Genomic DNA, 25,228 nt, shown 5'->3' on the forward strand with positions numbered 1-25,228 from the left:
TAGGTGCATAGGTCTAGTTTTCATCGAAATACAATTAACCCTATAGTCCTTATTATTTCATTTTCCTATAAGTGACCATAAATCCTTCATCATGCGCATGAATAGAAGTGCCAATCCAACCTGCTCCTAAAAGTTTCTGTTGCTTGGCAGTCTCGCCCATCCCAACTTCAATCGTGTCATCATTCGCAACAGACACGTCAGCTACTAGATTTTTCATCATGATGTAACGGGTGAGTGTTTCATATTTCACACTAAGTGCTGCAATATGCATCCCCAATTCAAACTTGTCTTTAATGCTCGCAATATTGAAGGGTGCAACTGTCGTACAGACATACTTAAACTGATTTGTATCGACCTCTTCCATCACAATTTTCCCGAGCTGACGCTGCAATCCGTTCCCTTGAAAATCTGGATGTACATTAGTAATTTCTGAATACAAAACGGAACTCCACTGTTCTTTAGGAATGCCCGCATCTTCACCTAGGTGCTCAGGGTCTTCGCCCGGATCCATTAGCGCTCGAAAAGCTATGAGGCTCTCTTTTGCACGAACACCAACAAGCAATCCGTTTCCATCTAAAATGTATTCAAATTCCTCATCTGTTAACGGCTGCAAAAATGTTTTCTCGGATAAATGCTCGATGACTTTCGTTTGCAACTGCATGATTTCAGGTAAATCACGCTTCGTTAACTTGATGACTGGTAGTGAGGTTCCATCTTTCAGTGTTACCTGCTTCATAAAGACACCACTTTTTCACTGAACACAGTAAGTTCGGACAACACAGATTCGTCGATTTCAATACCGAGACCTGGCTTTTCGTTCAAGCGAATGAATGGAACATCGTATTGTAGATTCCCAACATCTTTGCTGAATTTAAGAGGCCCTGTCAATTCAACACTAGACATTGCTTTTTGAGAGAACGCCACATGGAATCCTGCTGCTGATCCGATGGAGGACTCCACCATTGAGCCTACTTGACAATCGATTCCCGCCATTTCTGCCATGTGCGCGAGCTTCATAGCAGGATACATCCCGCCACATTTCATCAACTTAATATTCACTTTGTCTGCTGCACGTTTTGCGATGATTTCACGCATTTCTCGTACTCCTCGAAGTCCTTCATCCGCCATCAAAGGCGTTGCACTCTTCGATTTCACTTCGACCAACCCATCGATATCATCTGCCTTAACGGGCTGTTCCAGCCAGTCAAGATGGCAAGCTTCTAACTTTTTCATAGCCTGCAATGTAGTCGAACTATTGACCCAACCTTGGTTGACGTCCACTCGAATTGCGATAGTTTCTCCTACACGTTTACGAACCGCTTGAATGCGTTTCACGTCTTCAGCAACATTTGTTCCGACCTTCATTTTAAACGATGTATATCCCGCCTCCATACGCTGAGCAGCCTCTTCTGCCATCGCTTCCGGCTCCCCAATGCTTAAGACGTGTGTAATCGGGAATTCACTATGATAACGGCCACCGAGTAATTGGTAGGCTGGTATTCCAAGACTTTTACCCACGGCATCGAAACAAGCGATGTCAATGGCTGCTTTTGCAGTTGGTACTCCGTAAATTTCTTTGTCCATCGTTTCATGAAGGCGTTCAAATTCACTCGGATTCAGTCCGATAACAGCTGGAGCTAACGTATGGCGAAGCACTGCGAACGTCCCTTCCCAACTCTCCCCAGTGACGTGATCATCTGCAACGGCTTCCCCATATCCGACGATTCCAGTGTCAGTAGTAAGCTTCACGATGATTGAAGGCATGTCATCATACGTTGCATAACTAATGACGAATGGCTCATGAAGTGGTAGTCTAATAGCAAAAATCTCAATTTCTTTAATTTTCATACAAATATCCCCTTCCTGCTTGGCAAGTTATTAATTTCATTGTATCATTGTCGTTAAATAGTCGCTAATTAAAAAGGTGGTTGAACATGAGAACAAAAGTCGCGATATTCGGATCCAAAGAATTTTGTCAACGTGCAATACAATTCACCGAGCAACGCAGTGAAATCATTTTAGATTTGTATCCATATACCATTCCTAGTGAAGCACCTGACCTTTTGAAAAAGTTACTTCCTTGTGATGCAATTCTTTTTTCTGGATCACTTCCTTATGTCGCCTCGACTGACGTACTAGCATCGATTCCTGTGCCTTCCGTCTATCTAAAACAAGACGAGACGGAGATCACAACTACACTACTGGCAATTTCATTAAAACAACCGTTGGAACTCGAAAATATGTCCATCGATGTTCGTGAATCCACCGTCATAGAAAACGTATTAGCAGATATAAAGGTTGGTGAACAGCGCCCTCTCATTTATCAATTAGAAGAAAATTATGCTTTAGACGAGCTTGTTCAATTTCACTCATCAGCTTTTGAGAAGAACCTTTTAAATGTCGCCGTTACTAGTGTTCATGCGGTTTATGATCGTTTAACAGATCTTGGAATCCCTGTTTTTAAAATGATTAGTGTAAAAAGTTCATTCTTAAAAACAATTGACCGTGTTTGCCAAGAAGCACTTTTACAAAAAAGCGAGACGGCCAAAATCGCTGCAGGTATTTTAGATGATTCCATTCTCACACCTGAAATGAAAGACGCTTCTAAAAAACTTGCTCACTTTTTGCACGCCCATTGCATACATGCAGAAGAAGGCATCCTATTTTACACAACTCAAGGTGCCATTCAGTCGGCTTTGCACATACCTGAATTCCAACTACTCGCCGCACAAGTGGGAGGTCAGTTGGCTTTCGGAAGCGGTCGTACACTTACCTCGGCAAAGGAAAACGCTCTGAGTGCACTCCGATATATGCGAACCGAACAGAACGCGGGTCCCTATTTGTTGGACGAAAAGAAAGAATTGCATAGTCTTCTTCACTCAACTGGAAGTGCTGTTGAATTGAGAGTAATTGAACCTGTCCTCGCAGAAATAGCTGAAAAAACAGCTCTAAGTCCAGCTGTGTTATCAAAGCTTGCCACATTCGGGCAAAGTCAACAATCCACTCAATTCACTGCAAATGATTTAGCGAGTCACCTAGGTGTTTCTCGCCGAACTGCAGAACGGACCATTAAAAAGTTACTTTCGAGCGCGTATGCAAACACAGTAGGCGAAGAAATGACATATCGGCAAGGAAGGCCACGAGCTGTTTATGAGTTGAACTTTCCGGTGTATTAAAGAAAAGGCTGCCCAGTAAATCAGTTAACACCTGATTCCCTGAACAGCCTCTCTTTTTTATGAATGGACGGGCACTTGTTGTTCTTGCTGCTCTTCCAATGAATCCCCTAATAATTTCTTTTCCTCTTCGTCCACACGTTGTCTTTCCTCTGCTGTCATTTTCACAATAGAGAATCCAGTCAACGCGTAGATAATTGATAGAATTGGAACGACAAAGTTAATAATCGCGTAGGGACCGTACTCTGTCACTCCAACACCAAGTGTTCCAAGGATGAATACTCCACACGTATTCCATGGGATGAATACTGATGTTAACGTCCCTCCATCTTCTAGCGCACGAGATAAGTTTTTCGAACTGAGACCTTTATCTTTATAAGCTTTACTGAACATACGTGAAGGTACAACAATTGAAATGTATTGTTCAGAACATGTTGCATTCGTCATAAAGCAAGCACCAATCGTTGAGATGATCAATGACGATGTCGACTTTACAACTTTCAAGAGCTGATCCATGATTGCCTTCAGCATACCGGAATACTCCAAGATTCCGCCGAACGTCATTGCAACTATTGTCATCGATACGGTATACATCATGGAGTCCAGTCCACCCCCGTCAAACAAGTTGTCGACGAGTTCATTTCCTGTTTTAATGGAGAACCCTTCTTGTAATGCAACTAACGCTTCTGTAACCGAGCCATCTTGAATGAAAATCTGGCTCAGGAACCCCATTACGATTCCGACAATAAGTGCTGGAACAGCTGGAACTTTTAGTGCCACCATGACAATTACAGAAAGTGGTACGAGTAATAGCCAAGGTGAGATAAGGAAACTTTCCTCCATGACTTTTGAAGTTTGAGCGATATTGTCCATATTGAGATTTCCATCTGCGAAACGTCTACCGAGCACCGTGAACACACCAAATGCGATGATGAGCGCTGGAATCGTTGTATATAACATGTGTTTAATATGATCAAATAGATCCGTACCGGTTAGACCGGAAGCTAAGTTTGTCGTGTCTGAAAGCGGTGACATTTTATCCCCAAAATAAGCACCAGAAATGACCGCTCCTGCAACCATCCCCGCTGGAATGCCCATGCTGAGCCCAATACCCATTCCTGCAACACCGATCGTCGCCATAGTAGACCATGAACTTCCGATTGCGAGTGAAACGATCGAACAAATGATCATAATTGCTACTAAGAACCAAGCTGGCGTAATTAGTTTTAGGCCGTAAAAAATCATCGTAGCGACAATTCCTCCACCCATCCATGAACCGATCGTGAGTCCGACAAGCATGATGATTACGACTGCAGGAAGCGCCAGACGAATCCCTTTATACATCATTTCCTCTATTTCTTTCCAGTTGAATCCATATTTCCAAGCGACAAGTGATGCAATTGAAGTTCCAACGATTAACGGCATATGAGGGCCCTGTTTAAGCCAGACCACTGTGACAAGCATGACGCCAATCATAATTACTAACGGTAGGATCGCCATCCAAAAATTAATCTCACGTTTTTCTCTAGTTTTTCTCTGTTCCATCTGGAACCACCCCCAGCAAAATGTCAGACTAGCACTAACTGTCGCTTAATAGTCGTTAATCGAATAATAAACTCGCTTTTCTGCATTGTCAATAGTTTTTCTGTAAACGGTTACAATGGTATACTAGGTAAGGCAGAATGATTCTACACTTATGAGCTCCTCCTTCCCAGATATTGATAATGATTTGGGTACAATTCTATAGAACAAAGGTGGTTACTTACTATGAAAAAGGAGCATAAAAAGGAGACATTCTGGCACTTTGTACGCCGATATTTATTTATCGCGTTTGGTGCAGGCCTTGCAGCAGTTGCATTGGAGTTATTCTTAATTCCTAACTCAGTCATTGATGGTGGGATTATCGGAATTTCACTGATCATCAATTATTTAAGCGACATCCCCTTCGGAATTTTAATTCTGATTTTCAACTTACCGTTTGTATTTTTTGGGTACAAACATATTGGGAAAAACTTTTTCCTCTCTTCCTCGTTTGCTATTGTATTTCTAGCTGTCATCGAATTTCCATTGAAAGCAGTCGGTCCATTTGTAACAGACCCACTACTTGCGACAGCGTTCGGAGGAATACTTCTTGGAGCGGGTGTTGGGATTGTCATTCGAAATGGTGGCGCACTGGATGGAACAGAAATATTGGGGATATTGTTGACGAAAAAAGTTCCTTATTCAGTTGGTGAATTCGTGATGTTCCTTAACATCTTTATCTTTGGTTGGGCAGGATTTGTGCTTGGCCCTGAAAAAGCAATGTATTCCATTTTGACCTATTACATAGCGGCCAAAGCGATCGATGCTGTTATTCAAGGGTTTGACGAGACGAAAGCAGCGATTATCGTTTCGGATGAATACGAAGAAATGGCTGCTGCGATTGGCAAGCGCTTAGGACGTTCCGTGACGAAGTTGCACGGTAAAGGTGGATATAGTGATGATGAAAAAGATGTTATTTATGTAGTGGTGACGCGTCTTGAGTTGACGAAGTTAAAAGAGATTGTGCATGATATCGATCCATCTGCATTTACGACAATTATGGATACACAAGAAACTCACGGTTCACGGTTTAAGTCAGCAATCCATTAATAGCATAAAGGGCTGTCCCAAGAAGTCATATACATGACACTATGGGCCAGCCCTTTAATTTTGTATTTATAAAAGAAACTCGCGAAAACTTGAGATCCTGTAACCGAATCACTTTCGATTTATATGAAATAGTACATGTTTTTTTAATGAACTGCCTTCTTTAACTTTCGGATGATCAAAATTCTCAATAAAATTCATACCAATTTTTCTCATCACGTTTTTTGAAGGTTGATTGATATCAGCCGTAAAACTATAAACATCAGTGAAATTTAGTTCGGTGAATCCATATTCTAAACAGGCTGCCGCTCCCTCTGTTGCATATCCTTTTCCCCAAGCTTCTTTTTTAAGTCGCCACCCAATTTCTATGCAAGGTGTAAAATCAGCGTCAAATGTTGCCCTATGAAATCCTATTAGCCCAATAAACTCCTTATTTGTTTTTTCTTCCACGGCATATAGTCCAAATCCACATTCTTTAATTTCAGATATTATTGCTTGATAAAAAGCATTTGTTTCTTCATATGTTAAGCTCGCAGGAAAATATGTCATAACTTCTTCGTCTTCATTGAGTCTTCGAAATGGTTCTAGATCTGTTTCTTTCCAATCCCGTAATATTAATCTTGCAGTTTCTAAATATATCATTTCACACCTCTTAAGTTTTTCAATCTAGCCCTATTGTAGCGCAGCCTTTCCCCCCTCAATTGAGGATGATTGCTTAAATAGATACTTCAATTAGTTAAGGAGCAAATCCATAAAAAATTAACGTAAAAATAAACATCGAAATGAAACTAATTGCTAGTAATAAAGCCAACCACAATAGATAGATGATGACTCTTAACCAAGTTTTAGCAACTAGCCTTTTTGCTATTCTAAACGAAACGTAAGCAATAATTACAAGCGAAGGTAAAATGTATAAGAAAGAAAATAACCCTACCCAATCACCAAGACTTTGAAAACCACCGTCCATTACAGGTCCATCATATAGGTGATACTTATCCGTTATTTTGGAGATTCCTGATAAAAATACGATAGAAAGCAAAGCGAAATAAAGAAGAATTGTAACCCTGATAGTTCTTTTTTCACCGAATAAAACAAAATACATAAAAAGTAAAAATAGGATCAAGACAATTATTTTAAACATATTTTCACCTCGAATGAAAGAGTCATTTATCCAAAAAAATTATTATTTTTGTAAATTTGAAGGGTATGGGTGCAACCTCTTACACAGAAATTGCCTCCGATAGTATAAGAAGAATCTTTAAAATTGGAGAGTTAAATCATTTCAAATCATTTAAAGTCTCATTCAATATTTATCTGATTTTCTCCGCCAACTCTAAAATAATTCCCTCTGGACCACGAACGTAGCATAACTTATAACTTTCTTCATATTGCTCTATCTCACTAAAGATTTCAGTGCCATTCTTTTTCAATTTCGCAATAACAGCTTCAATATCTTCAACATTAAAGCAAATATGTCGAATACCCAGCGTATTTGCTAAAGGTTGCTGAATATCATTTTCATCTGACGGTGTATAGAATTTGACTAGCTCTATCCATGTCTGACCATCTGGCATCCCCAGTCCTACACATGCCGTTTTAACCCCATTAAGCCCAACTATTCTGTCCAACTGTTCTCCATGCAACTCCCATTCCGCCTGCACTTCAAGTCCTAAATCGAGAAAAAACGCTTTGGTCTCCAAAAGATCATTTACATTTATACTCACATGATCTATTTTATTGATTTTCAAATTTCACACCTCCAATGTTCCCATTATTTTCAATATCCGTATTCATGTAAGGTTTATTAGTTTGAGGGTAAATATTCTTAATATCTTCCTTCTCATCAATATCCCTTTAAAAGAGATGTTCAACAATCAATCTTGCACGATTACTGAATTGGTGAAGATCCTTTAAACCAAAATTACTCCCGATTACGGATACACAACAAGTAATTAGTCATTCGCACTTTTTTCTACTAGCTTTTTCAACAGTTCTTTAATTTCTTCATTTTGTTGAGTCCCTTTTCTAAGTTGCGTGTCTATTGAAAGAAGAAAAATTATTGTAATAGTAAAACCTATAAGAAGACCCACTATAATCTGGCCCTATTGCTGCACGGTTTTGTTCCATTAACGGTTCAGTTAATATAATAAAAAATTAAAATAAAGTCCTAATATCTTCCCATCCATATACAAGTTCGGAAAGTTCCTTACCACCAATCTCTACTTCAACAGTATCTATTTTTCTTCCCCCAAGTGATTCATAAAACTTACGAGAATTATTATCTTCCAAAACAAGAACAAGCATTGAGTTCAGTCCAACTTCAATAATATCATTGATGATTGGCTTAAAAAGAGCTGTTCCAATTCCCTTTCCCTGATAATCTTGTAAAATATAGATGGCGTATAACTCCCCATCATACCCTTTATATTTACCGCTTCTTTCTTTACCTCCTTTGGCAAACCCAACTATTTCTCCACCGTTGTTTTCCGCTACATAAATATCCCCATGGGGAATGGCATTGGTCCACATCTGTTCACGACTTTCATACGAAAGGCTCGTTAAATATTCATCAGGCACTATGTTTGCATATGTTGTTTTCCAACTGTCGACGTGTACTTTAGCTATTCCGAAAGCATCTGTTACAACTGCTTTTCTAATTTTATAAAGATCGTTATCCACTTATTTAATCCCCATCCATATTCCACAAAATGGTTCGTTTGAAGCTCAGCTGTTGTTACACAACTGCACCCTATAAACGAAGAGTGGACACGCTTGCTCATTAGCGCTTTGGATTGTCTGCCTTTTTTACTGATTAAGGTTATCTATTTTCTTTTCAATTCTATCGAGTTGCTGTTTTCGCTTATTTTTAGAACGAATCAATAATACAATCAAAGCTATAATTATCACTGTAAAACTTAGTGAAACCAGTGTAAATACGATATCTCCTAAGTTAACCGTGCTATTAATTGAATCTAATTTAATTTTCCTCTCCTCCTTTTCAACTTCTAATCATCTGCCCGATTGTAACGCAGTCCTTATGCAACAACAGCCTCAGATCGACGTCAATACACATAATTTATTCTCTAATGCTTTTAACTTTATCAAAAATATATAGTATCCCAATAATGATTAAAATTACCATAGCTACGATATAAAAACCTGATTGAAAGGTATGACTTAGGGATGACATGCTGCTTACTACTACACTTCCTAAAACAAAAAACAATATTACCATAGACAATACTCTGTCCTTCATATTGAGCCCCCCCCCATAAATTTCAATCTTATAGTTACATAGTGGCCAAATTGCGATATAGATGCTAGAGCTTATCAATCAATCACAGCATTTTGCTGAAAGTCATAAAAGAATAGAATTTACAACTGCATAGTTATAGGTCAACATGTAATTTCAACCCATCCTGTTTCATCCAGAAAGTCTTCTCTCGACAAACTACAGCCAGTTATAAATTGGCGATATGCGGTAATCGTACCATCGTGCGAAACTACATAAATTTTATTTCTTTTCAACAACTTCAAACTCGCTATAAATTCGTGAGCAATCTTATTGTATTCACTTTCCGGCATAGTATTAATACCTTCGCGCCATAATAAAGAAGACACATTTTTATCAAGTTCTAGGTCCGGATAATCTGTTTTTATTGTTTCTAAATCAATAATTTCATCACAAGGCAATGTCTTTCCATTTGTACGCACAGGGAATATTCGTGGAGAAACTAATGGACTTACAATCTTACGACAGTCAATATTCTTAGTCCAAATCTGTGCAGTTTCTAAGGTTCTTCTTATAGGGCTAATAAAAATAATATCCTCATCCGTTAGAAGGAACTTTTTTCTTAACATCTTCGCTTGATTTATTCCTTTTACTGTTAATGAAGGATCCTTTAAGTGCAAGCTATTTGGTATGTCTAGTGTGTGTTCACCTTGGCCATGACGAATAAATATCAACTCCACTTGATCACCACCACTCATTGTTACAATTTAAAATAAATTGTTCATATCTTAGCTTATGTCCCTTAACTGCCTCGTTTGCCGTATTTAAATTATCTACCTGCATACCCACCTTCAGATTTGATGACTTGACCTGTAATCCACTCCGACTCATCACTAGCTAAAAATCTTATTAATTTTGCGGCATCCTCCGGTTGTCCAACACGCCCTGTAGGGAAGAAGTGTGATAATGAACCTTTTAATTCTTTATCCATCCAGCCTGAATCAGTTGGCCCTGGGTCAATTGAATTGACGGTAATACCTATGGGGGCGAGTCCTACTGATAATGGTTCAGTTATTGCAATTAGCATACCTTTCGAAGCAATATAGGCTAGATTATTGGGGTCTGGCCCTTTTGAGACAAAATTGATAATTCTTCCACCACTTTTACTGGGAAAAGCCATCTCAAACCTTTTAGCAAATTCCGTGCTTAGTAGAATTGTTCCACTGTTGTTTATCTGATAATGTCTATCAAGAACTTCTGCATTCATGGTACGGAAGTTAACTGATTTTTGATAGGTGGCATTGTTTACTAACACACTTGCCGTACCAAGAGTCTTTTCAGTACAATTTAAAATCTTTGTTGGTGCTTCTGGTTCTGACAAATCAGCCTCCATATGATGGCACCGTACTCCAAAATCTTTTATCTTGTTACGTAATACATATGGATAATCTTCTTCTGCACCATTACCTTCATTTTTGTCATAATCGCTCCAATGGGTAAAAAATATATCTGCACCTGCTTCTGCAAGCATTAAACAAATTGCAGAGCCAATACCTTGAGAACGACTTGCACCAGTTACAATTGCTATTTTCCCATTTAAAATGCCCATATTTTCCTCCCCATCTTTGTTCCGAAAACTATTTGTCTCTTTTACTCAAAAGGCGCAGGTACATTTTTCAGATTCCCCGCCGATGATGGAGCAAGACAATTTCCACTGATTATATTTTTGCGGGTTATTGAAAAAATCAACGTAATTGTATCTTCCAATTAAGTCAATTGTCTTCTCAGTTTCACTAAATTCGAGTACAAACATTTCTCCACGCTTGCCTGAGTCCGAAGCGGTATCAATAATAGCTATTCGATTTCCCCCCCAGTTGAACAACACTTTCTCCAATCGGAAAATCTAAAGGCGGTGGGAAGTCAGATTGAAAAGATGGAACTGGTTTTAAAGCAATTATTATTAAACATATTAATATAATGTTTTTATTTTGTTTATCGACCATCAACATCCCTCTTTTGATCAATTCTCTTTGTCAATCTTGCCCTGTTTGCTGAAATTAGTATTCTTCATATCCATTAAATTGTATCAAATTTCCACTTCCATTATTGCACTTTTTTCAAAATAATCAATTTCCGTTGCAAATGCTCAAACTTTAAAACTACATAACTAACTGTGCTGCTAAACATTCCAGGCGAAGACTTTTTGAAGGATAGAATTTCAACAACTTGTATAGATGCTCTTTCTGATATGCATGCTGATAACTATGTATATCAGAATGGAGAGTTATTATGCTGAAAAGCTCTGTTTCAGTTGGTACGAATCGATTGCTTTGGGTATTGTTAGGCTTGTCTATTTTTGACGCTTTTGCAACCGATTTCGGATTACGTTTTGAGCTGATTGTGGAAGCAAATCTAATGATGGATTATGTATATGAAAGTAGTGTTATTGGATTTTACTTTGTGAAGCTCAGCCTTCCAATTAGCCTATTTACTCTTCAATCGGTAGTTGCTCGTTCTAGATTCGTGCAAAGACTCCTCCAATTTACCATTGGTCTTTACGCCGTAATATCTGGGTTGCATGTTTTTTGGTTAGTGCTTCAATTTTCATAAAGAATTTCCCTTATTTCATCTAAAATCGTGTTGGTGCTATACTGTCAGTACAACGACTTTGGGAAATGGCGGGTACATAGATGAAACAAACAATAGGAATTCTCGCACATGTGGATGCGGGGAAAACGACATTTTCAGAACAACTTCTTTTCTTGACGAAACAGATACGGGAACGTGGTCGTGTGGATCATCAAGATACTTTTTTAGATAATCATTCGATTGAACGCGCTCGAGGAATTACTGTGTTTGCAGAACAGGCAGAGATTGAATATGAGGGTAGCTCATTTACACTAATCGATACTCCAGGTCATGCCGACTTCTCCCCTGAAATGGAGCGGGCAGTACAAGTAATGGACGCAGCGATTGTATTAGTTAGCGCTGTTGACGGTGTCCAAGGTCATACAGAAAGAGTCTGGCAATTGCTGAGAGATGCTAAGGTTCCTACATTTTTGTTCATTAACAAGACAGATCGTGAAACAGCTAATGCAGCTGCTGTTATGGTCGACCTTCAGGAATCGTTGTCTGCAGATTGTTTTGACCTGGGTCAGATTGATAATGATGGAACGATGTCAGAAGAATTGGCAGAGTGGCTTGCGGAGCGTGATGACTCTTTACTGGACCGCTATTTGGAATCAGGTTACGATGCAGATTATTGGATGAAGACGTTGAAACTCCTTGTACAGAACGGAAAAGTTTTTCCAAGCGGACAAGGATCTGCATTGAAGGACATTGGCATCGATTCTTTCTTTTCTACATTTGTAACTCTCATAGATCGACCAGAAACGGATAACGATAGTAAGCCATTTACTGCATCTGTATATAAGATTCGCCATGACGAGAATGGTCAACGCATCACGTTTCTAAAAATTTCAAGCGGTACTCTTCATGTGCGTGACGAATTGATGGTTGGTGGTCTGATTGAAAAGGTTACACAAATCAGGATATATAGCGGTACTAAATTCATCCCAATCCCCGAAGCAACTGGAGGAGATTTAGTCGCTGTAACAGGTCTGACGAATGCATCTGCTGGAGACACGATTGGTCTCGAAGACGAACGTAATCCATACAGTTCGAAACCTGCACTTAAAGCCGCTGTCCAGTATGATCCCTCCTATTCCAGTAAAGACGTGTGGAACGTGTTCAACATGCTCGATGCTGAAGATCCAACATTACATGCAGTATGGAATGAGCATAGCCAAGAAATCGAAATCCGGGTCATGGGTGTAATCCAGCTTGAAGTGTTGCAACATATTGTACAAGAGCGGTTCAATATGAAGGTTACTTTCGGAACTCCTACCATTCTTTATAAAGAAACGATTGCTTCGACGGTTACTGGATACGGTCATTTCGAACCGTTAAAACATTATGCCGAAGTGCACGTGAAAATGGAACCTGCTGAGCGCGGTTCTGGCATTCACTTTAGGTCACTTTGCCATACGGATGCCCTTACTCCTGGACATCAACGTGTCATTGAAAAGCATTTATTTGAACGCGACCATCACGGGATTTTAACGGGTTCCCCGCTTACCGATATTTCAGTCACGTTATTAACGGGGCGTTCCCATAATGAGCATACCTCTGGCGGTGATTTCAGAGAATCCCTGTTCCGCGCACTCCGACAAGGGTTGGAGCAAGCAGAAAACCTACTACTTGAGCCTTACTACTCTTTTAAGATGAAAATCGATAGTGACTACATTGGACGAGCATTGACGGATATACAAACGGCTCATGGAAGTTTTCATGCACCTGAAACTTCAGGCAACCACACGACTGTCACTGGACGTGTCCCTGTTGCAACCTTCATGAATTACAGTAAGGAATTCGCTTCCTACACTGGAGGCAAAGGAGTTCTTATTCTGACGTTGGATGGATATGGCCCATGTCATAATCCAGTACAAGTGATAGAAAGGATCGAGTACGACAAATCGGCTGATCCGGAATACTCGTCTTCATCGGTGTTTTGTGCAAAAGGCAAAGGGTACGTGGTCCCCTGGCAAGAAGCTAAAGCTGCCATGCATTGTGAAGTTGAGTAGAAAGGAAGATTTTTCATGAAACGAGTAATTGTTACTGGCTATAAACCCCATGAACTTGGTATTTTCGATGCGAAGCATCCTGGGATCAATATTATAAAAAAAGCATTGGCAGATAGACTCGAAGGACTTGTTGAAAACGGACTGGAATGGGTCATTATTAGTGGTCAGCCTGGGTGTGAAACCTGGGCTGGACAAGTTGTGGATGATTTGAGAGATACTTTTCCTAGTCTTCAACTCGCACTCATTACCCCTTTTTTAGAGCAGGATAAAAACTGGAATGATGCGAAAAAGCAAGATTATGAAGAACTCCAGCTCATAGCGGATTATCAAGTGAGTTTGACGAAACGCCCATATGAAGCACCCTGGCAATTCATCGAGAGGGATAAATTTTTACTAAGAAATTCAGATGGATTGCTCGTAGTTTACGACGAAGAAAACGATGGCTCGCCGAAGTTTATGAAGCGCATGGCCGAAAAGTTTGCCGAGAAGCAGTCGTATGAAGTCTTAACGATTACTGCAGATGATTTACAACTGATTGCAGAAGACATCCAACGTGCGGAACAAGATTCCTTTATGGAATTTTGACAAGCAAGTTGTATCATTTTTAAACAGAGAAAAGGCAAAGCGCATAAGCACTCTGCCTCAGAATGTAGACAAACTCTAGCAAACATGGGGATTGCCTGTAGTTTTTTCTTTTACAATAGAATTAACTATGAAAAGTTGATTTCCACTGCGAGCGGACGCTTTCCGAGGGGCTTGCTCTCAGCCAATCGAACAACGAAGAGTTCGATTTGCCGTATTTTAGCGCACTTTGCTGAAATTAAGGCAGCACTCATCTCCCTCGCTTTGCTCAGTCCAGGGCCTTCGAAAACACGTGCTCCTAACGCTTCGCTTTTACTCGCAAAAGCTGTTCTTCGTCACAGCTTTCACTGATCCCTCCGGAGTAGCCGCTCTCCGCTACAATCAACAGTATCTTCCAACTATCAAATGAGGTAATGGCAATGATGACGAAAAAACAAATCAAAGAACGGGAACAGATGGAGCTGCTTACAATCTAACTGTTAGTTCCGCAAGACAATCTGGTCCGTAAATTAGAGGCAGCAATTAATTTCCCTTCATTTATCCATTGGTTGGAGATTTATATTCCCTATTAAGGAGACCTATCATAGATCCTGTTGTACTCAATAAAATGTCAATCATTCAATGCCCTAAGCCCTCTTAGGATTGTCAACGCATACCATACTTCTCCTTGGCATCGACAAGGACTCGTTCACTGACTCTTTACATTTCAAATTGGCTTCTCAAGTCTTCTGTTACATCTAGTTAGTCTTGCCAACTGGAAATGAAGCCCCACAATTGCATTCTTTGCTTGTATGATGTGAATGTGTCATAGGACATTCAGTTGATTGAAGTGCAGGACGGCGACTCCTGGGGATCAGCGAAAGCTGTCACGAAGAACAGCTTTTGCGAGTAAAAGCGAAGCGTTAGGAGCACGTGTTTTCGAAGACCCCGCAGAAGCAAAGCGACGAGGAGGCTGAGGGCAAGCCCCCGGAAAGCGCCCGTCCGGAACGGAAATCAACGGCCTGTTACCATTGATTTTCAGAGTCAACGATGCAAAAAGACAAAAGGGATGGAAATCAGCTCGATTCCCATCTCTTTTGTCTAGAGTTTAAGGCAGAGCGCATATGCACTTTGCCTTTTCTTTGTTTAATTACAGAATTGAAGTAGTCATAAGGATCATGGACATGAAGAAAATGGTCATGTAATTCACGGAGTATAGGAACATCCATTGTGCCCATTTGTAATCATTTTTCATGAATAATCCCGCTAGAGCAAGGATGAAGAAACCGATGTTCATAGCGGTCGTTAACAACATGAATCCTGTACCGAAGGCTGCCAAGAAAAATGGTAATGGCAACAAACATGCAGTATAGACGATAGACTGACGCTTGGTCATAGGAATTCCTTTAACCACCGGGAGCATCGCAACTCCTGCAGCACGATATTCATCCACTTTCTTTATAGCGATTGCGAATGTGTGAGGCATTTGCCAAATGAACAACACAATTGCCAAAACAATCGGTACCATGTGATAAGACGGTCCTACTGCTGCCCATCCGATAAGTGGAGTGACTGCGCCTGACACACTCCCGATAACTGTATTGAGTGTGTACTTCCGTTTAGACCACATCGTATATAAGACGACATACGTAAACCAGCCTATAAACCCATAAATTGCAGCGCCTGGTGCAGCAGCATATAACAGGATTACACCTAATACAGACAACCCAATCCCAATTTTAAGGATGGTAGCCATAGAGATATTGCCGGTTACTGTAGGTCGTTTTTGTGTACGTGCCATTACCCGATCCAGGTCAACTTCGTACCAGTTATTTAGCGTAAGTGCCCCCGCCATTAGCATCGTGCTACCTGCCATCGTTAAGAAGAAAAGTGACATATATTCCGCAAATGTACCACCATAGAAATAGATAGCAAGCCAGAATCCTGCAAAAACAGGAAGAATATTCGCTATTAACACAGGGCCTTTAAATAAATATTTTAAATCACTAGCAAGCGTCGACGCATGCTGTTCTTTTTCGAGCGTTCGCTCCATTGTTTTTTGCATAAAGTCGCATCCTTTAAAGAATGATAAGAAGTTAGAAGACAATATTTCCTTCATACTACTATATCACCTTTTGGACAGAAACAGTAAGACATGAATTGAAGAAAATGTGACATTTCTCTATAACCCTGTATCTTTCAACGGTATGCAATATCTTCCAGATTTGTTTAGTTAACGAAAACTATACGTTACAGTAACAGTCGCTTGTATTTCTAATGTTCCCGGCTCAATTCGAGGAGCCGAGCTCATTTTTGCCATTTGAACAGCGAATGGTCTCGCTTCACTTTGTACACCTTCTTGAATAGTTACAGGTACAAGATTCAGTACAACGTCAGCCGCTTGTGCAAGCGCTTGAGCATGTGCTTGAGCATTTCCAACCGCTTTACTTAATGCCTGTTCATAAAGATCTGATGAATTTTCGATTCCGAATTGAATTGAAGAAACATCAGTTGCACCTGACTGTACCGCAGCGTCGATGACTTCCCCAACAGTCGAAATATTTTTCACAGTTACACGGAGCTGATGCTGCACTTCGTAATTTCGAAAACGTTGTTGACCGTCGATGTAATCATATTGGGGAGATACTGTATAAGATAAGGTCTGAATTTCGTTGTCCTGTATTCCTAATGTGGAAAGTCGATCAATTACTGACTGCGATCGTTTAGTATTCTCGGCTTGGGCATCAGCTAATTGTTCTGAATGCGTTGTAATTCCAAGCTGGACCGTGACTAAATCAGGTTTTCCCGTTACATTGCCAGTTCCTGTTACAATCATCGTCTGACGTTGTTGCTCACTCATGTCTTTTCATCCTTTCCATGTCTTCGCATACCTGTTTTCTGTGTTCATCTATTCTATTCAACTCTGTTGAAATCCATTTTCCCGATTCGATTCAGGGAATAAGAAAAATAATTGAAAGGAGTCGTTAAAATTGAAAAACACTACTACTGTTGCACCCACAGATTGGGGTAAATTAGCGCGAAATATTTTAGTTCCCGTAATTGGAGGATCAATAACTGGTTGGCTATCGAATCGAAATACTCAAAAGCAGTATTCTCAACTGAAAAAACCGTCGTTCAGCCCGCCCCCTTCTGTATTTCCAATCGCATGGACTACTTTATATGGAGTGATGGGCTATGCCAAATATCGCGCTGAACAACATTCAATTCCTAGGGAAAAAAGAAAGGTGCTGACTCCCTATGAGCTACAATTAGGTCTTAACTATATTTGGTCCTTTCTCTTCTTCAAATGGAACTTGCGTGGAACTGCTCTTATTGAAATGACAGCTTTGTTTGCCATGATTTCGTTAACCGCTTATGAATTCAACAAGGTTGACAAAATGTCAGGGAAATTACTCGTTCCTTATATGGGCTGGGTTTCGTTTGCATGGGCTCTAAATTATTCAATTTGGAAACTGAACAAATAATGAATACAAGCTTTTTCATCTTGTAGGATAGGTCCCCTTCATTTTTGGGTATAGAACGCATAAGACAACTGCACTCATTATTGAAAACAAGGAGTTATGCTTATGAAATGGCGAGGACGAAGAGAAAGTACGAATGTAGAAGATCGACGTGGTAAAGGTGGAACAGCCATCATCGGTGGAGGAATAGGAACCGTTGTCATTGCACTCGTTGTTCTATTTCTAGGCGGTGATCCCTCTGAACTGCTTGGTACTCTCTCTGGTGAAGAGACGACTCAGACCCAACCTTATGAAGAAACTGCTGAAGAACGTGAGCTAGCAGATTTCGTCTCAGTCGTTCTTGCTGATACGGAAGATGTGTGGTCTGAAGTATTTGCTGAAGAAGGCAAGACCTACGAAGACCCAACACTGGTTATGTATACAGGTAGCGTCCAGTCCGCTTGCGGTTCAGCCAGTTCAGCAATTGGCCCTTTCTACTGTCCAGGTGACGAAAAGCTCTATATCGATTTAAGTTTTTATGATGAACTAAAATCGAATTTCCAAGCCCCCGGTGACTTTGCGATGGCTTACGTCTTAGCACACGAAGTCGGACACCACGTTCAAAAGCAGCTTGGAACAAGTGATAAAATGAATGCTCTTCGAAATCGTTTAAGTAAAGAGGACTATAACAAATACTCCGTGAGACTTGAATTGCAGGCCGATTACTATGCTGGCGTCTGGGCAGGTCGTGCGAAACAAAAGAATTTGCTAGAAAAAGGTGATTTGCAAGAAGCATTGAAAGCGGCGAGTGCTGTTGGTGACGATACAATCCAAAAACGCTCCCAAGGATATGTTGTCCCTGAAAGTTTTACGCATGGAAGTTCCAAACAACGTCAAGATTGGTTCTATAAAGGTTTTGAAACTGGAACGATTGAAGGCGGTAATACATTTGCAGGATTAAATTTCTAAAATCCTAACTAAAAACGTTCGAACCTGTCAAAGTAAAGACAGATTCGAACGTTTTTTATCGACTGGGTTTGACGATGTGTGAATATGGATTATGAGTTCCGTCCAGTAAATCTTTAATGATTGAAGCTCCCGCCATTGAATAACATGTCCCATTGCCTTCAAATCCAAGCAAGTAATAGACATTGTCTTGATGAGGCGCAGCCCCCATAAATGGTAATCCATCTTTTGAAATGCCGAACAACGAATTCCATGCATCATCAATTTGTAAATCTAAGTGTGGAAACATCTCTTTTATTTCACATAAAATTTCCTGACCTTTTTGTTGGATAAATTCCGGATCATCGTACAACTCACTCGATTCTTCGTCTAAACCTCCTGCAATCATTCTGCCACCTGGAGCGGTTCGGAAATATAGATATGGCTTTTTTGTTTCCCACACCATAACGTTATCTTTCCAAAATTCCCCTTCTATCGGTTTTGTCGCAATCGCAAATGTCTGATTGATTTGCGCTTTGCCGTTCAGCTCGCTGTATAGCTTGCTGTACCCGGTTGCGAGAATAATCGAGTCGAATGAAATCTTAGCACCAGATTCCGTCATGATTGCACTTTCAGACAAGGAATCCATATTAACTGATGTATGTTCGAAATATGTAACGCCCATTTTTAAATTTTCTGTAGTCAACGCTTGTATGAATTGGTAAGGATTCACTTCAGCATCGTGCCAAGTACGCAATGCTGCTGGTTTGTCAATTCCATATTCCTCAATCAACTTCTTATGATCTAAATACTCTGCTGGGAAGTCGTATTTTTTTAAGTAGCTATACTCCCTTTTCAATTTATCTACATCTTTAGGTGTTGATGCATAATAAATACTGTCGCGCAAACGATACCCAGTGGTTTCAGGTAATGTTGAAGCAACCTGTGTTAGCTCATCCATCGATTCCAAGCACATTTTGTAAAATGATACAGCGTCTTTTTCACCGATCCTATCTACAAATTCAGAGAGCATCGTGTCACTTGCATACTGAAGAAGTCCAGTATTGGCAGAACTACTTCCTCTTCCAATTTCGCTACGGTCAATAACCGTCACCTGCTTGCCTGCAGAAGCTAGCTTATACGCAGCTAATGTTCCAGACATTCCCCCACCTATAATCACAATATCTGCGTTGAGATTTACTTCAAGTGAAGGGAATTGCGAAGTTGGTTTTGCTGTTTTATCCCAATATGTTTGTCCTGTTGTCAGTTTCATAAGTATCTCCCTCTAGTTTCACGTTCAACTCTAACGACTATTCCCGCTTATGGAGTGATCACAAACCTGGAAAGATAAAAATAATTACTGAAACTTTCTACGTCTCATTGACAACTGTTCCACGACAATCGCTACAATCGTCCCTGTAATTAATCCATTTGATAATACGGAAGCGAGAACTGCCGGCAATTGAGCAAAACTTGTTGAAGGCACAAACATAATTCCTACTCCTGTCATCAGTCCAATAGCTACGGCTTTTCGTGCACGATCTTTTTCAGGATCCTCATCTAGTTCTGAAAATGCCATTGACACCATCTTTGTGAAGATAGCAAACGTCACGGCATATGCAACAGGTGCCGGCAACGCTGCAAATACTGCCATTATAGCTGGGAAGAACGTAATTGCAACAATTAAGGCGCTCCCTACGATGAATGGCAAAATGGATGCCATTCCCGTTGTTCCAACAAATCCTGCAGCACCCGAAATTGGTACTGGACCAATTGCAGAAAAAACACCTGAAAGTAGATGGTTAATACCTGAAACAAAAGAGCCTTGACGAACACGATCTTCTACTTGCATGGAAAACTTTTGTTTAAGCAAATTTTCCATGACACGAATGGAAGCTAGCATATTTGCGATTAACAACAGTGTTATGAAAACAGCTGTGACTGCAACACCACCATCCCAAACAGGTGGTCCGTAGACAAACATTTTTGGCAGTTCAATGATATGGTCGGAGACGATTCCAACGCTAGGAGCACGACCAAGAACTGCAAAAATCACCCAACCAACAACAATAGAAAGCAACACAGCATATTTGGATACCCGTTCTCTTTTGTTGCCCATCGCAACGAACGTGATGATCAGCACAAGTAAACTACCTAAGACAACACGCAAATCAATTACATCTTCTGGAGTTTCCACACCTACCATGCCTTTTATAAACGTTCCACTCAATTGCATTATTAGCAACATCAAATACGTAAACGTGATAGCAGGTGTGAATAGTTTCTTCATCTTTGTGATGACGCCTGTTGCTGCGAGGATGATAAACAATACCCCACTGTACAGCATGCCACTTTGGAGTGCCTGCAATGCATCATCGGGAGTGCTGTAAAATACACCAACCATACCGGCGTATACAACAAAGATTCCCCACCACAAACCAGCTGGTCCTTCATTAATCGGCAATTTATGGCCGATCAATGCTTGTAATAGACATGCAACTCCTAATACAAAAATAGTCCGTTGTAAAAACAGGGCGGTATCCCCTGAATCCATTCCAAATACGTGGGCAATTGCAATCGGTGCAGCGATTGAAGAAGCCATTAAAAATACTGCCCATTGTATGCCTCCTGCAAGTTGTTTCATATGCAATTCCTCCAATAAATCCGCTCAAATTTTTCGTTTCTCAGTATACCATGCAATTTGCCCTTTCGTTAGGTACACTTTAGATATGTATAGGTAGTTACTGCTTGAAATGAAGCGGTTGTGGGTACAAAATAAGTATAGAATGATCGAGAGGATGTTTGCTCATGGAATCCCAATTTGACGAAATGCGTCAGCGACTTCAACACATTGGTAATTTGTCCAATTATATTGAAGAGCTATTCACCAAACTTCCAGGTAATTTAATTTCCGAAAAACAACGAAAAAAAATGATGGAAATTATGATGAATGACGATGAACTACAAAACCTGTTGGAAGGTCTAAAAAATCCACGCCCCCCTCGTTTTGTATTAGTCGGTAGGACAGGCGTCGGAAAAAGCAGTCTTATTAACGCGCTGAGTGGTCGTTATCTAGCTGAAGTGAGTGAAGTGGAAATTGGCACGAAGGAAGCAAAGCGCTATGCCTATGAGGCAGATGGGCATGTTTACTTTGAAGTGATTGACACTCGCGGTATTGGAGAATCAGAATCATTCGATACAAAAGCTGAGGATACATTAAAAGACGTCATACAATCATTCGAGCCGGATGCCGTCCTATTTTTACAAAAAGCGACGGAACGGGCTCATATCGATAAAGATGTTGCTGTGACGAAAAAAATCATGAAAAAAGCAGCCGAAGGACTTCCACTGATTGCAGTCATTACACAAGTAGATGACTTGAATCCCTCTCGTGTGAAAGAACCTGAAAACTATCCTGCAGCAAAAACTCAATTGATAACCGAAAAAACCGAGCAACTAAAACGGATTTTTGAACAGAATGATCTGGCAGCTTCCGCGTTTCTACCCGTTTCATCCTACATTGAATGGTCTGATGTAGAGGATGACAATCGCTCAATCGAATTTGATGGACGTTATGGAATCGAGGAACTGATCGATTTTTTAGAAGACAGCCTGGACATCCGGGCAGCCATACATCTGGGGTTATCGATTCGACTGAACACCATTTCTGAACGAATTGCATTGCGTTTCATAAAAGTCTTCACTGCGTTAGCTGGAACGGTCGCACTGAGTCCGCTAATTGCGACGGACATCGCTGTTTTGCTTGCATTACAATCGATATTGCTCATGATTATAGCCTATTTGTCTGGTCGTGAACTTGACTTTAAAACTGCGCGCGAAGTTCTCGTATCTCTAGGTGGTATTGGCGCAACCGGTTTTACATTGCGCATGATTGCCCAACAAGGGAGTAAATTTGCGAATCTCGTCATTCCAGGTGCCGGTTCTGCAATTAGTGCAAGTATCGCAAGCGGAGGTACGTATGCGATCGGAAAAGCCGCTGTTGCTTACTTTTTGCGTGGAGCTGATGAAAAAGAGTTAAAGGCCATCGTGAAAGATGCACGTCATGAATATGAAGGAGATATGTAAAAAAGGATGAGCACAATGCTCATCCTTTTGTTTGTTAAAACGTGATTGTTTGAGGTTCTTCACCTTTTTTGTTCATCACCCGAATGGAATCCGGTACTACTTTTAAAATGACTAAGTCCGGATCTTCTGGTCCAGTGAACCAAGGTTTCATGTGTTCATTCCAAACCTTTTCCTTTAATCGCTCTTCATCAGAAATCGTGACAGTCCCTGCTATTTCTAAAAAAGCATCCCCATATCCTTCGTCATTGTACCCAAGTAAGATATATGTGTTTGGATTCTTCTCGAGCTCTTCCACTTTTTCAGTTTTTTTAGATGTCGCTGTATAAAGGCTGAAGTCCTCATGATAAAACGTCATATATCTGCTAAAAGGCTTGTTCGCCTCTACAGTTGACATCGTTCCGATATGGCTGTTGTCCAAAATGTTTTGTGCAGTTTCTTTTGCATTCATGATACCCTCTCCTTTTTGTTCAGTTAACTTTAGTCTTCCTTCAATCGACCAAAACTAAACATGGAGCAGTAGTATTGTCATCATTTAGAAGGCGTAGCAAGAGTGATGACATAACCGATCCCAGCGCCAATAATTGCTGGTAAAAGCCAGCCAATCTGTTGCTCATACAGCGGTAAGTGCTTAAGAATGTCCACAACTGGTACAACTACGATTCCGCCACCGGCAAGACCATCAAAAACACTAACCAGTGCCGTACCAAATAAGGCAAGCACGTAAACAATTGGTCTTCTGCCAAAAGCATTGTCTACAAAGGATAACAACATTAAAACAATAGCGAGTGGATAGATCATCAACAGAACAGGGATAGAAAGTGAAATTAATTGAGTCAGCCCTACGTTTGCAACCACGGCACTAAACACTGCAAAAATCACGACAAATGTTTTATACGATAGAGCCGGCACTACTTGTGAGAAAAATTGAGCACAAGCAGAAACGAGACCCACGGAAGTGGTCAAACAAGCGAAAAGTATTGTAATGGCTAAGATAACAGGACCAAATGAACCATACAGCAATTCAGATGCAAGTGATAAAACGATACCTCCGTTTTCTTGAAGCCCGATTGCTTCGAGGCTTGTTGCCCCGATGAATCCTAAAGATATGTATACAAAGCTTAAGCCAATTGCAGCGACACTTCCAGCTACAATCATGGACTTCATAAGGCCTTTAGAGGTTTTTACACCTTCAGCATGAATGGCCGCCGTAATGACACTACCAAAAATAAGCGCCGCGATGACATCCATCGTTAAATATCCTTCAACAAAGCTTTTGAAGAAAGGATGTGTGCCAAACGTTTCATCTGGACGATTAATAGCACCAATTGGATCTACAAAGCTCTTGATAGCAAGAAGTGCAATTACCAAGAACAAAATTGGTGTTAAATACTTACCAATACGGTCTACAAGTTTTGCAGGGTTTAATGCCAGACCTATAGTAATCGCAAAAAACAGAATACTAAATACAAGGAGTGGCCATTGTGCAGTAGCTACTTCACCAGACAAAAATGGTGAGATACCAATTTCGTACGAAACGGTAGCCGTCCTTGGAATTCCAAAAAAAGGACCTATTGCCAAATACACAATCATAGTGAATATTAAACCAAAAGTGGGATGAACACGATCTGCGATTGAGCGTAAATCACCACCTGCGTGTGCTATTGCCAAAATCGCTAAAAGCGGTAGGCCAACGCCTGTAATTAAAAAACCAAACATTGCTAGCGCCAAATCGCTTCCTGCTAATTGACCTAGTTTTGGGGGAAAAATAATATTTCCAGCGCCCAGGAACAAAGCAAATAGCATGAGACCGATTATGAAATTCTTTTTAAACGTCAATACTGTCACAACTCCTCAAGGAACTTTACATAAATGGATTCGCCGATCTATTCTCAATTAGAGCGTAACAAACATTCAGCGAATTATAAAGGATTTTGTCGAAATCTTATTGGATATAGGTAAAATGGAACCAATTAGTTGCCTTCTAGAACCCTGCTCGTTAAAATGCTTTATTGGTAATACTATTACGGAGGTCATTTAAAATGAAAAAATTACTACTTGTAGGGGCGTTGACCATCATGCTAGCGGGTTGTACAAGTAATGAGCCTGCACAAGAGCCTGATGCACCTGACGAAAACACAAATTCGTTGGAAGAGAACTCAGTCAACACTGCCCCAGAAGACAATAACGCCGCGGAAGAACAAGCTTCTGAAACAGATGCAAAGAATAGTGAGCTTACAACCTACGAAGAGTACAGCAAGATTGCAGAAGTTGCGGATGTGAATGATCTCAAAGGAATAGTGGAGTCCGATAACCCAGGAACTCGCGTGATTCTCTTTGAAGATGAAAGCGGCAAAAAAAAGGTAAAAAGTGTCTATGTCAAAAAAGAAAATCGTTTGAAAGTGATTTCTTTAGACGACGACGGTTTGTTATATAATGACATCCTTAAATAACACATAGGAAAGCCCATTCGCTCTTAATAGCGAATGGGCTTTTTAGCAT

General features: G+C 40.4%; 25 protein-coding genes and 1 pseudogene. 10 read left to right on the top strand and 16 right to left on the bottom strand.

What is annotated here, in order from left to right; translation table 11 throughout:
* Positions 1 to 52: 52 nt before the first annotated feature.
* A complete protein-coding gene (locus tag RL70_RS01010) occupies positions 53 to 736 on the bottom strand; it encodes a hypothetical protein (RefSeq protein WP_039041582.1) in 684 nt (227 codons plus the stop codon).
* Entirely contained in the window at positions 733 to 1,848 is a 1,116-nt protein-coding gene (locus tag RL70_RS01015; RefSeq protein ID WP_039041583.1) for a mandelate racemase/muconate lactonizing enzyme family protein, read from the bottom strand. Before RL70_RS01015 ends, RL70_RS01010 begins: the two co-directional genes overlap by 4 nt.
* 86 nt (positions 1,849 to 1,934) lie before the next feature.
* Between RL70_RS01015 and RL70_RS01020 the strand changes: the two genes are divergently transcribed.
* Positions 1,935 to 3,176, top strand: coding sequence for an HTH domain-containing protein (locus RL70_RS01020; protein WP_039041584.1), 1,242 nt, complete (start codon positions 1,935 to 1,937; stop codon positions 3,174 to 3,176).
* A gap of 57 nt (positions 3,177 to 3,233) precedes the next feature.
* Here RL70_RS01020 and nhaC read toward each other — a convergent pair whose 3' ends face one another.
* Positions 3,234 to 4,718, bottom strand: coding sequence for a Na+/H+ antiporter NhaC (gene nhaC, locus RL70_RS01025; RefSeq protein WP_052245711.1), 1,485 nt, complete (start codon positions 4,716 to 4,718; stop codon positions 3,234 to 3,236).
* 222 nt (positions 4,719 to 4,940) lie between these two features.
* Here nhaC and RL70_RS01030 point away from each other — a divergent pair, with 222 nt between their 5' ends.
* Positions 4,941 to 5,804 (top strand): YitT family protein, encoded by an 864-nt coding sequence (locus RL70_RS01030; RefSeq protein ID WP_039041585.1) that lies wholly within the window; start codon positions 4,941 to 4,943, stop codon positions 5,802 to 5,804.
* Positions 5,805 to 5,912: 108 nt separating this feature from the next.
* Here the strand turns inward: RL70_RS01030 and RL70_RS01035 are convergent, their stop codons facing one another.
* The 7 genes from RL70_RS01035 to RL70_RS17705 form a co-directional block, all read right to left on the bottom strand.
* Positions 5,913 to 6,443 carry a GNAT family N-acetyltransferase gene (locus RL70_RS01035; RefSeq protein ID WP_039041586.1) on the bottom strand — a complete coding sequence of 177 codons (531 nt, stop codon included), beginning with the start codon at positions 6,441 to 6,443 and terminating at the stop codon, positions 5,913 to 5,915.
* A gap of 94 nt (positions 6,444 to 6,537) precedes the next feature.
* Positions 6,538 to 6,942 carry a hypothetical protein gene (locus RL70_RS01040; protein WP_039041587.1) on the bottom strand — a complete coding sequence of 135 codons (405 nt, stop codon included), beginning with the start codon at positions 6,940 to 6,942 and terminating at the stop codon, positions 6,538 to 6,540.
* Positions 6,943 to 7,111: 169 nt separating this feature from the next.
* On the bottom strand, positions 7,112 to 7,549 hold the full coding sequence (locus tag RL70_RS01045; RefSeq protein ID WP_039041588.1) for a VOC family protein: 438 nt from the start codon (positions 7,547 to 7,549) through the stop codon (positions 7,112 to 7,114).
* Positions 7,550 to 7,955: 406 nt separating this feature from the next.
* The gene (locus tag RL70_RS01050) at positions 7,956 to 8,480 is read right to left on the bottom strand and encodes a GNAT family N-acetyltransferase (protein WP_039041589.1); all 525 of its coding nucleotides are present in this window, start codon (positions 8,478 to 8,480) and stop codon (positions 7,956 to 7,958) included.
* A gap of 717 nt (positions 8,481 to 9,197) precedes the next feature.
* Complete coding sequence (locus RL70_RS01060; protein ID WP_039041591.1) at positions 9,198 to 9,773, bottom strand: histidine phosphatase family protein; 576 nt, start codon at positions 9,771 to 9,773, stop codon at positions 9,198 to 9,200.
* Between the two features lie 89 nt (positions 9,774 to 9,862).
* Positions 9,863 to 10,642, bottom strand: a complete 780-nt coding sequence (locus RL70_RS01065; RefSeq protein ID WP_039041592.1) for an SDR family oxidoreductase — start codon at positions 10,640 to 10,642, stop codon at positions 9,863 to 9,865.
* 235 nt (positions 10,643 to 10,877) lie between these two features.
* Positions 10,878 to 11,036: a hypothetical protein gene (locus RL70_RS17705; protein ID WP_156137871.1), complete on the bottom strand. Its 159-nt coding sequence runs from the start codon at positions 11,034 to 11,036 to the stop codon at positions 10,878 to 10,880.
* A 286-nt stretch (positions 11,037 to 11,322) separates the two neighbouring features.
* Here RL70_RS17705 and RL70_RS01070 point away from each other — a divergent pair, with 286 nt between their 5' ends.
* The 4 genes and pseudogenes from RL70_RS01070 to RL70_RS17710 all read left to right on the top strand — a co-directional run.
* The gene (locus RL70_RS01070; RefSeq protein ID WP_052245712.1) at positions 11,323 to 11,643 is read left to right on the top strand and encodes a DUF5658 family protein; all 321 of its coding nucleotides are present in this window, start codon (positions 11,323 to 11,325) and stop codon (positions 11,641 to 11,643) included.
* An 80-nt stretch (positions 11,644 to 11,723) separates the two neighbouring features.
* On the top strand, positions 11,724 to 13,676 hold the full coding sequence (locus tag RL70_RS01075; protein ID WP_039041593.1) for a translation factor GTPase family protein: 1,953 nt from the start codon (positions 11,724 to 11,726) through the stop codon (positions 13,674 to 13,676).
* Between the two features lie 15 nt (positions 13,677 to 13,691).
* On the top strand, positions 13,692 to 14,261 hold the full coding sequence (locus RL70_RS01080; protein ID WP_039041594.1) for an SLOG family protein: 570 nt from the start codon (positions 13,692 to 13,694) through the stop codon (positions 14,259 to 14,261).
* Between the two features lie 473 nt (positions 14,262 to 14,734).
* Positions 14,735 to 14,880 (top strand): annotated as a pseudogene (locus RL70_RS17710) (IS5/IS1182 family transposase); the annotation flags it as partial.
* Between the two features lie 507 nt (positions 14,881 to 15,387).
* Here the strand turns inward: RL70_RS17710 and cyoE are convergent.
* On the bottom strand, positions 15,388 to 16,302 hold the full coding sequence (gene cyoE / locus RL70_RS01085) for a heme o synthase (RefSeq protein WP_052245713.1): 915 nt from the start codon (positions 16,300 to 16,302) through the stop codon (positions 15,388 to 15,390).
* A 168-nt stretch (positions 16,303 to 16,470) separates the two neighbouring features.
* A complete protein-coding gene (locus RL70_RS01090; protein WP_039041595.1) occupies positions 16,471 to 17,097 on the bottom strand; it encodes an SIMPL domain-containing protein in 627 nt (208 codons plus the stop codon).
* A 130-nt stretch (positions 17,098 to 17,227) separates the two neighbouring features.
* On the opposite strand from RL70_RS01090, the gene RL70_RS01095 reads away from it, so the two are divergent.
* Positions 17,228 to 17,722 carry a TspO/MBR family protein gene (locus RL70_RS01095; RefSeq protein ID WP_039041596.1) on the top strand — a complete coding sequence of 165 codons (495 nt, stop codon included), beginning with the start codon at positions 17,228 to 17,230 and terminating at the stop codon, positions 17,720 to 17,722.
* Positions 17,723 to 17,824: 102 nt separating this feature from the next.
* Positions 17,825 to 18,667 carry a neutral zinc metallopeptidase gene (locus tag RL70_RS01100; RefSeq protein ID WP_039041597.1) on the top strand — a complete coding sequence of 281 codons (843 nt, stop codon included), beginning with the start codon at positions 17,825 to 17,827 and terminating at the stop codon, positions 18,665 to 18,667.
* Between the two features lie 55 nt (positions 18,668 to 18,722).
* On the opposite strand, the gene RL70_RS01105 is transcribed toward RL70_RS01100, so the two are convergent.
* Both RL70_RS01105 and RL70_RS01110 read right to left on the bottom strand, forming a co-directional pair.
* Positions 18,723 to 19,916: an FAD-binding oxidoreductase gene (locus RL70_RS01105; protein WP_039041598.1), complete on the bottom strand. Its 1,194-nt coding sequence runs from the start codon at positions 19,914 to 19,916 to the stop codon at positions 18,723 to 18,725.
* Between the two features lie 84 nt (positions 19,917 to 20,000).
* Positions 20,001 to 21,287, bottom strand: a complete 1,287-nt coding sequence (locus RL70_RS01110) for a purine/pyrimidine permease (protein WP_039041599.1) — start codon at positions 21,285 to 21,287, stop codon at positions 20,001 to 20,003.
* 164 nt (positions 21,288 to 21,451) lie between these two features.
* Here RL70_RS01110 and RL70_RS01115 point away from each other — a divergent pair, with 164 nt between their 5' ends.
* Positions 21,452 to 22,729, top strand: coding sequence for a GTPase (locus tag RL70_RS01115; protein ID WP_039041600.1), 1,278 nt, complete (start codon positions 21,452 to 21,454; stop codon positions 22,727 to 22,729).
* A 34-nt stretch (positions 22,730 to 22,763) separates the two neighbouring features.
* On the opposite strand, the gene RL70_RS01120 is transcribed toward RL70_RS01115, so the two are convergent.
* Positions 22,764 to 23,177 (bottom strand): pyridoxamine 5'-phosphate oxidase family protein, encoded by a 414-nt coding sequence (locus RL70_RS01120; RefSeq protein WP_039041601.1) that lies wholly within the window; start codon positions 23,175 to 23,177, stop codon positions 22,764 to 22,766.
* 80 nt (positions 23,178 to 23,257) lie between these two features.
* On the bottom strand, positions 23,258 to 24,574 hold the full coding sequence (gene brnQ / locus RL70_RS01125) for a branched-chain amino acid transport system II carrier protein (protein WP_039041602.1): 1,317 nt from the start codon (positions 24,572 to 24,574) through the stop codon (positions 23,258 to 23,260).
* A gap of 194 nt (positions 24,575 to 24,768) precedes the next feature.
* Here brnQ and RL70_RS17170 point away from each other — a divergent pair, with 194 nt between their 5' ends.
* Positions 24,769 to 25,179: a hypothetical protein gene (locus tag RL70_RS17170; RefSeq protein WP_052245714.1), complete on the top strand. Its 411-nt coding sequence runs from the start codon at positions 24,769 to 24,771 to the stop codon at positions 25,177 to 25,179.
* Positions 25,180 to 25,228: the final 49 nt, after the last annotated feature.

This window comes from Sporosarcina sp. ZBG7A (assembly GCF_000813425.1).
GTDB lineage: Bacteria > Bacillota > Bacilli > Bacillales_A > Planococcaceae > Sporosarcina.

Excerpts from the sequence above, each read along its gene's own strand:
- RL70_RS01010 (WP_039041582.1), bottom strand. The coding sequence starts at position 736 with ATGAAGCAGGTAACACTGAAAGATGGAACCTCACTACCAGTCATCAAG.
- RL70_RS01015 (WP_039041583.1), bottom strand. The coding sequence starts at position 1,848 with ATGAAAATTAAAGAAATTGAGATTTTTGCTATTAGACTACCACTTCAT.
- RL70_RS01020 (WP_039041584.1), top strand. The coding sequence starts at position 1,935 with ATGAGAACAAAAGTCGCGATATTCGGATCCAAAGAATTTTGTCAACGT.
- nhaC (WP_052245711.1), bottom strand. The coding sequence starts at position 4,718 with ATGGAACAGAGAAAAACTAGAGAAAAACGTGAGATTAATTTTTGGATG.
- RL70_RS01030 (WP_039041585.1), top strand. The coding sequence starts at position 4,941 with ATGAAAAAGGAGCATAAAAAGGAGACATTCTGGCACTTTGTACGCCGA.
- RL70_RS01035 (WP_039041586.1), bottom strand. The coding sequence starts at position 6,443 with ATGATATATTTAGAAACTGCAAGATTAATATTACGGGATTGGAAAGAA.
- RL70_RS01040 (WP_039041587.1), bottom strand. The coding sequence starts at position 6,942 with ATGTTTAAAATAATTGTCTTGATCCTATTTTTACTTTTTATGTATTTT.
- RL70_RS01065 (WP_039041592.1), bottom strand. The coding sequence starts at position 10,642 with ATGGGCATTTTAAATGGGAAAATAGCAATTGTAACTGGTGCAAGTCGT.
- RL70_RS17705 (WP_156137871.1), bottom strand. The coding sequence starts at position 11,036 with ATGGTCGATAAACAAAATAAAAACATTATATTAATATGTTTAATAATA.
- RL70_RS01070 (WP_052245712.1), top strand. The coding sequence starts at position 11,323 with ATGCTGAAAAGCTCTGTTTCAGTTGGTACGAATCGATTGCTTTGGGTA.
- RL70_RS01075 (WP_039041593.1), top strand. The coding sequence starts at position 11,724 with ATGAAACAAACAATAGGAATTCTCGCACATGTGGATGCGGGGAAAACG.
- RL70_RS01080 (WP_039041594.1), top strand. The coding sequence starts at position 13,692 with ATGAAACGAGTAATTGTTACTGGCTATAAACCCCATGAACTTGGTATT.
- cyoE (WP_052245713.1), bottom strand. The coding sequence starts at position 16,302 with ATGCAAAAAACAATGGAGCGAACGCTCGAAAAAGAACAGCATGCGTCG.
- RL70_RS01090 (WP_039041595.1), bottom strand. The coding sequence starts at position 17,097 with ATGAGTGAGCAACAACGTCAGACGATGATTGTAACAGGAACTGGCAAT.
- RL70_RS01100 (WP_039041597.1), top strand. The coding sequence starts at position 17,825 with ATGAAATGGCGAGGACGAAGAGAAAGTACGAATGTAGAAGATCGACGT.
- RL70_RS01105 (WP_039041598.1), bottom strand. The coding sequence starts at position 19,916 with ATGAAACTGACAACAGGACAAACATATTGGGATAAAACAGCAAAACCA.
- RL70_RS01110 (WP_039041599.1), bottom strand. The coding sequence starts at position 21,287 with ATGAAACAACTTGCAGGAGGCATACAATGGGCAGTATTTTTAATGGCT.
- RL70_RS01115 (WP_039041600.1), top strand. The coding sequence starts at position 21,452 with ATGGAATCCCAATTTGACGAAATGCGTCAGCGACTTCAACACATTGGT.
- RL70_RS01120 (WP_039041601.1), bottom strand. The coding sequence starts at position 23,177 with ATGAATGCAAAAGAAACTGCACAAAACATTTTGGACAACAGCCATATC.
- RL70_RS17170 (WP_052245714.1), top strand. The coding sequence starts at position 24,769 with ATGAAAAAATTACTACTTGTAGGGGCGTTGACCATCATGCTAGCGGGT.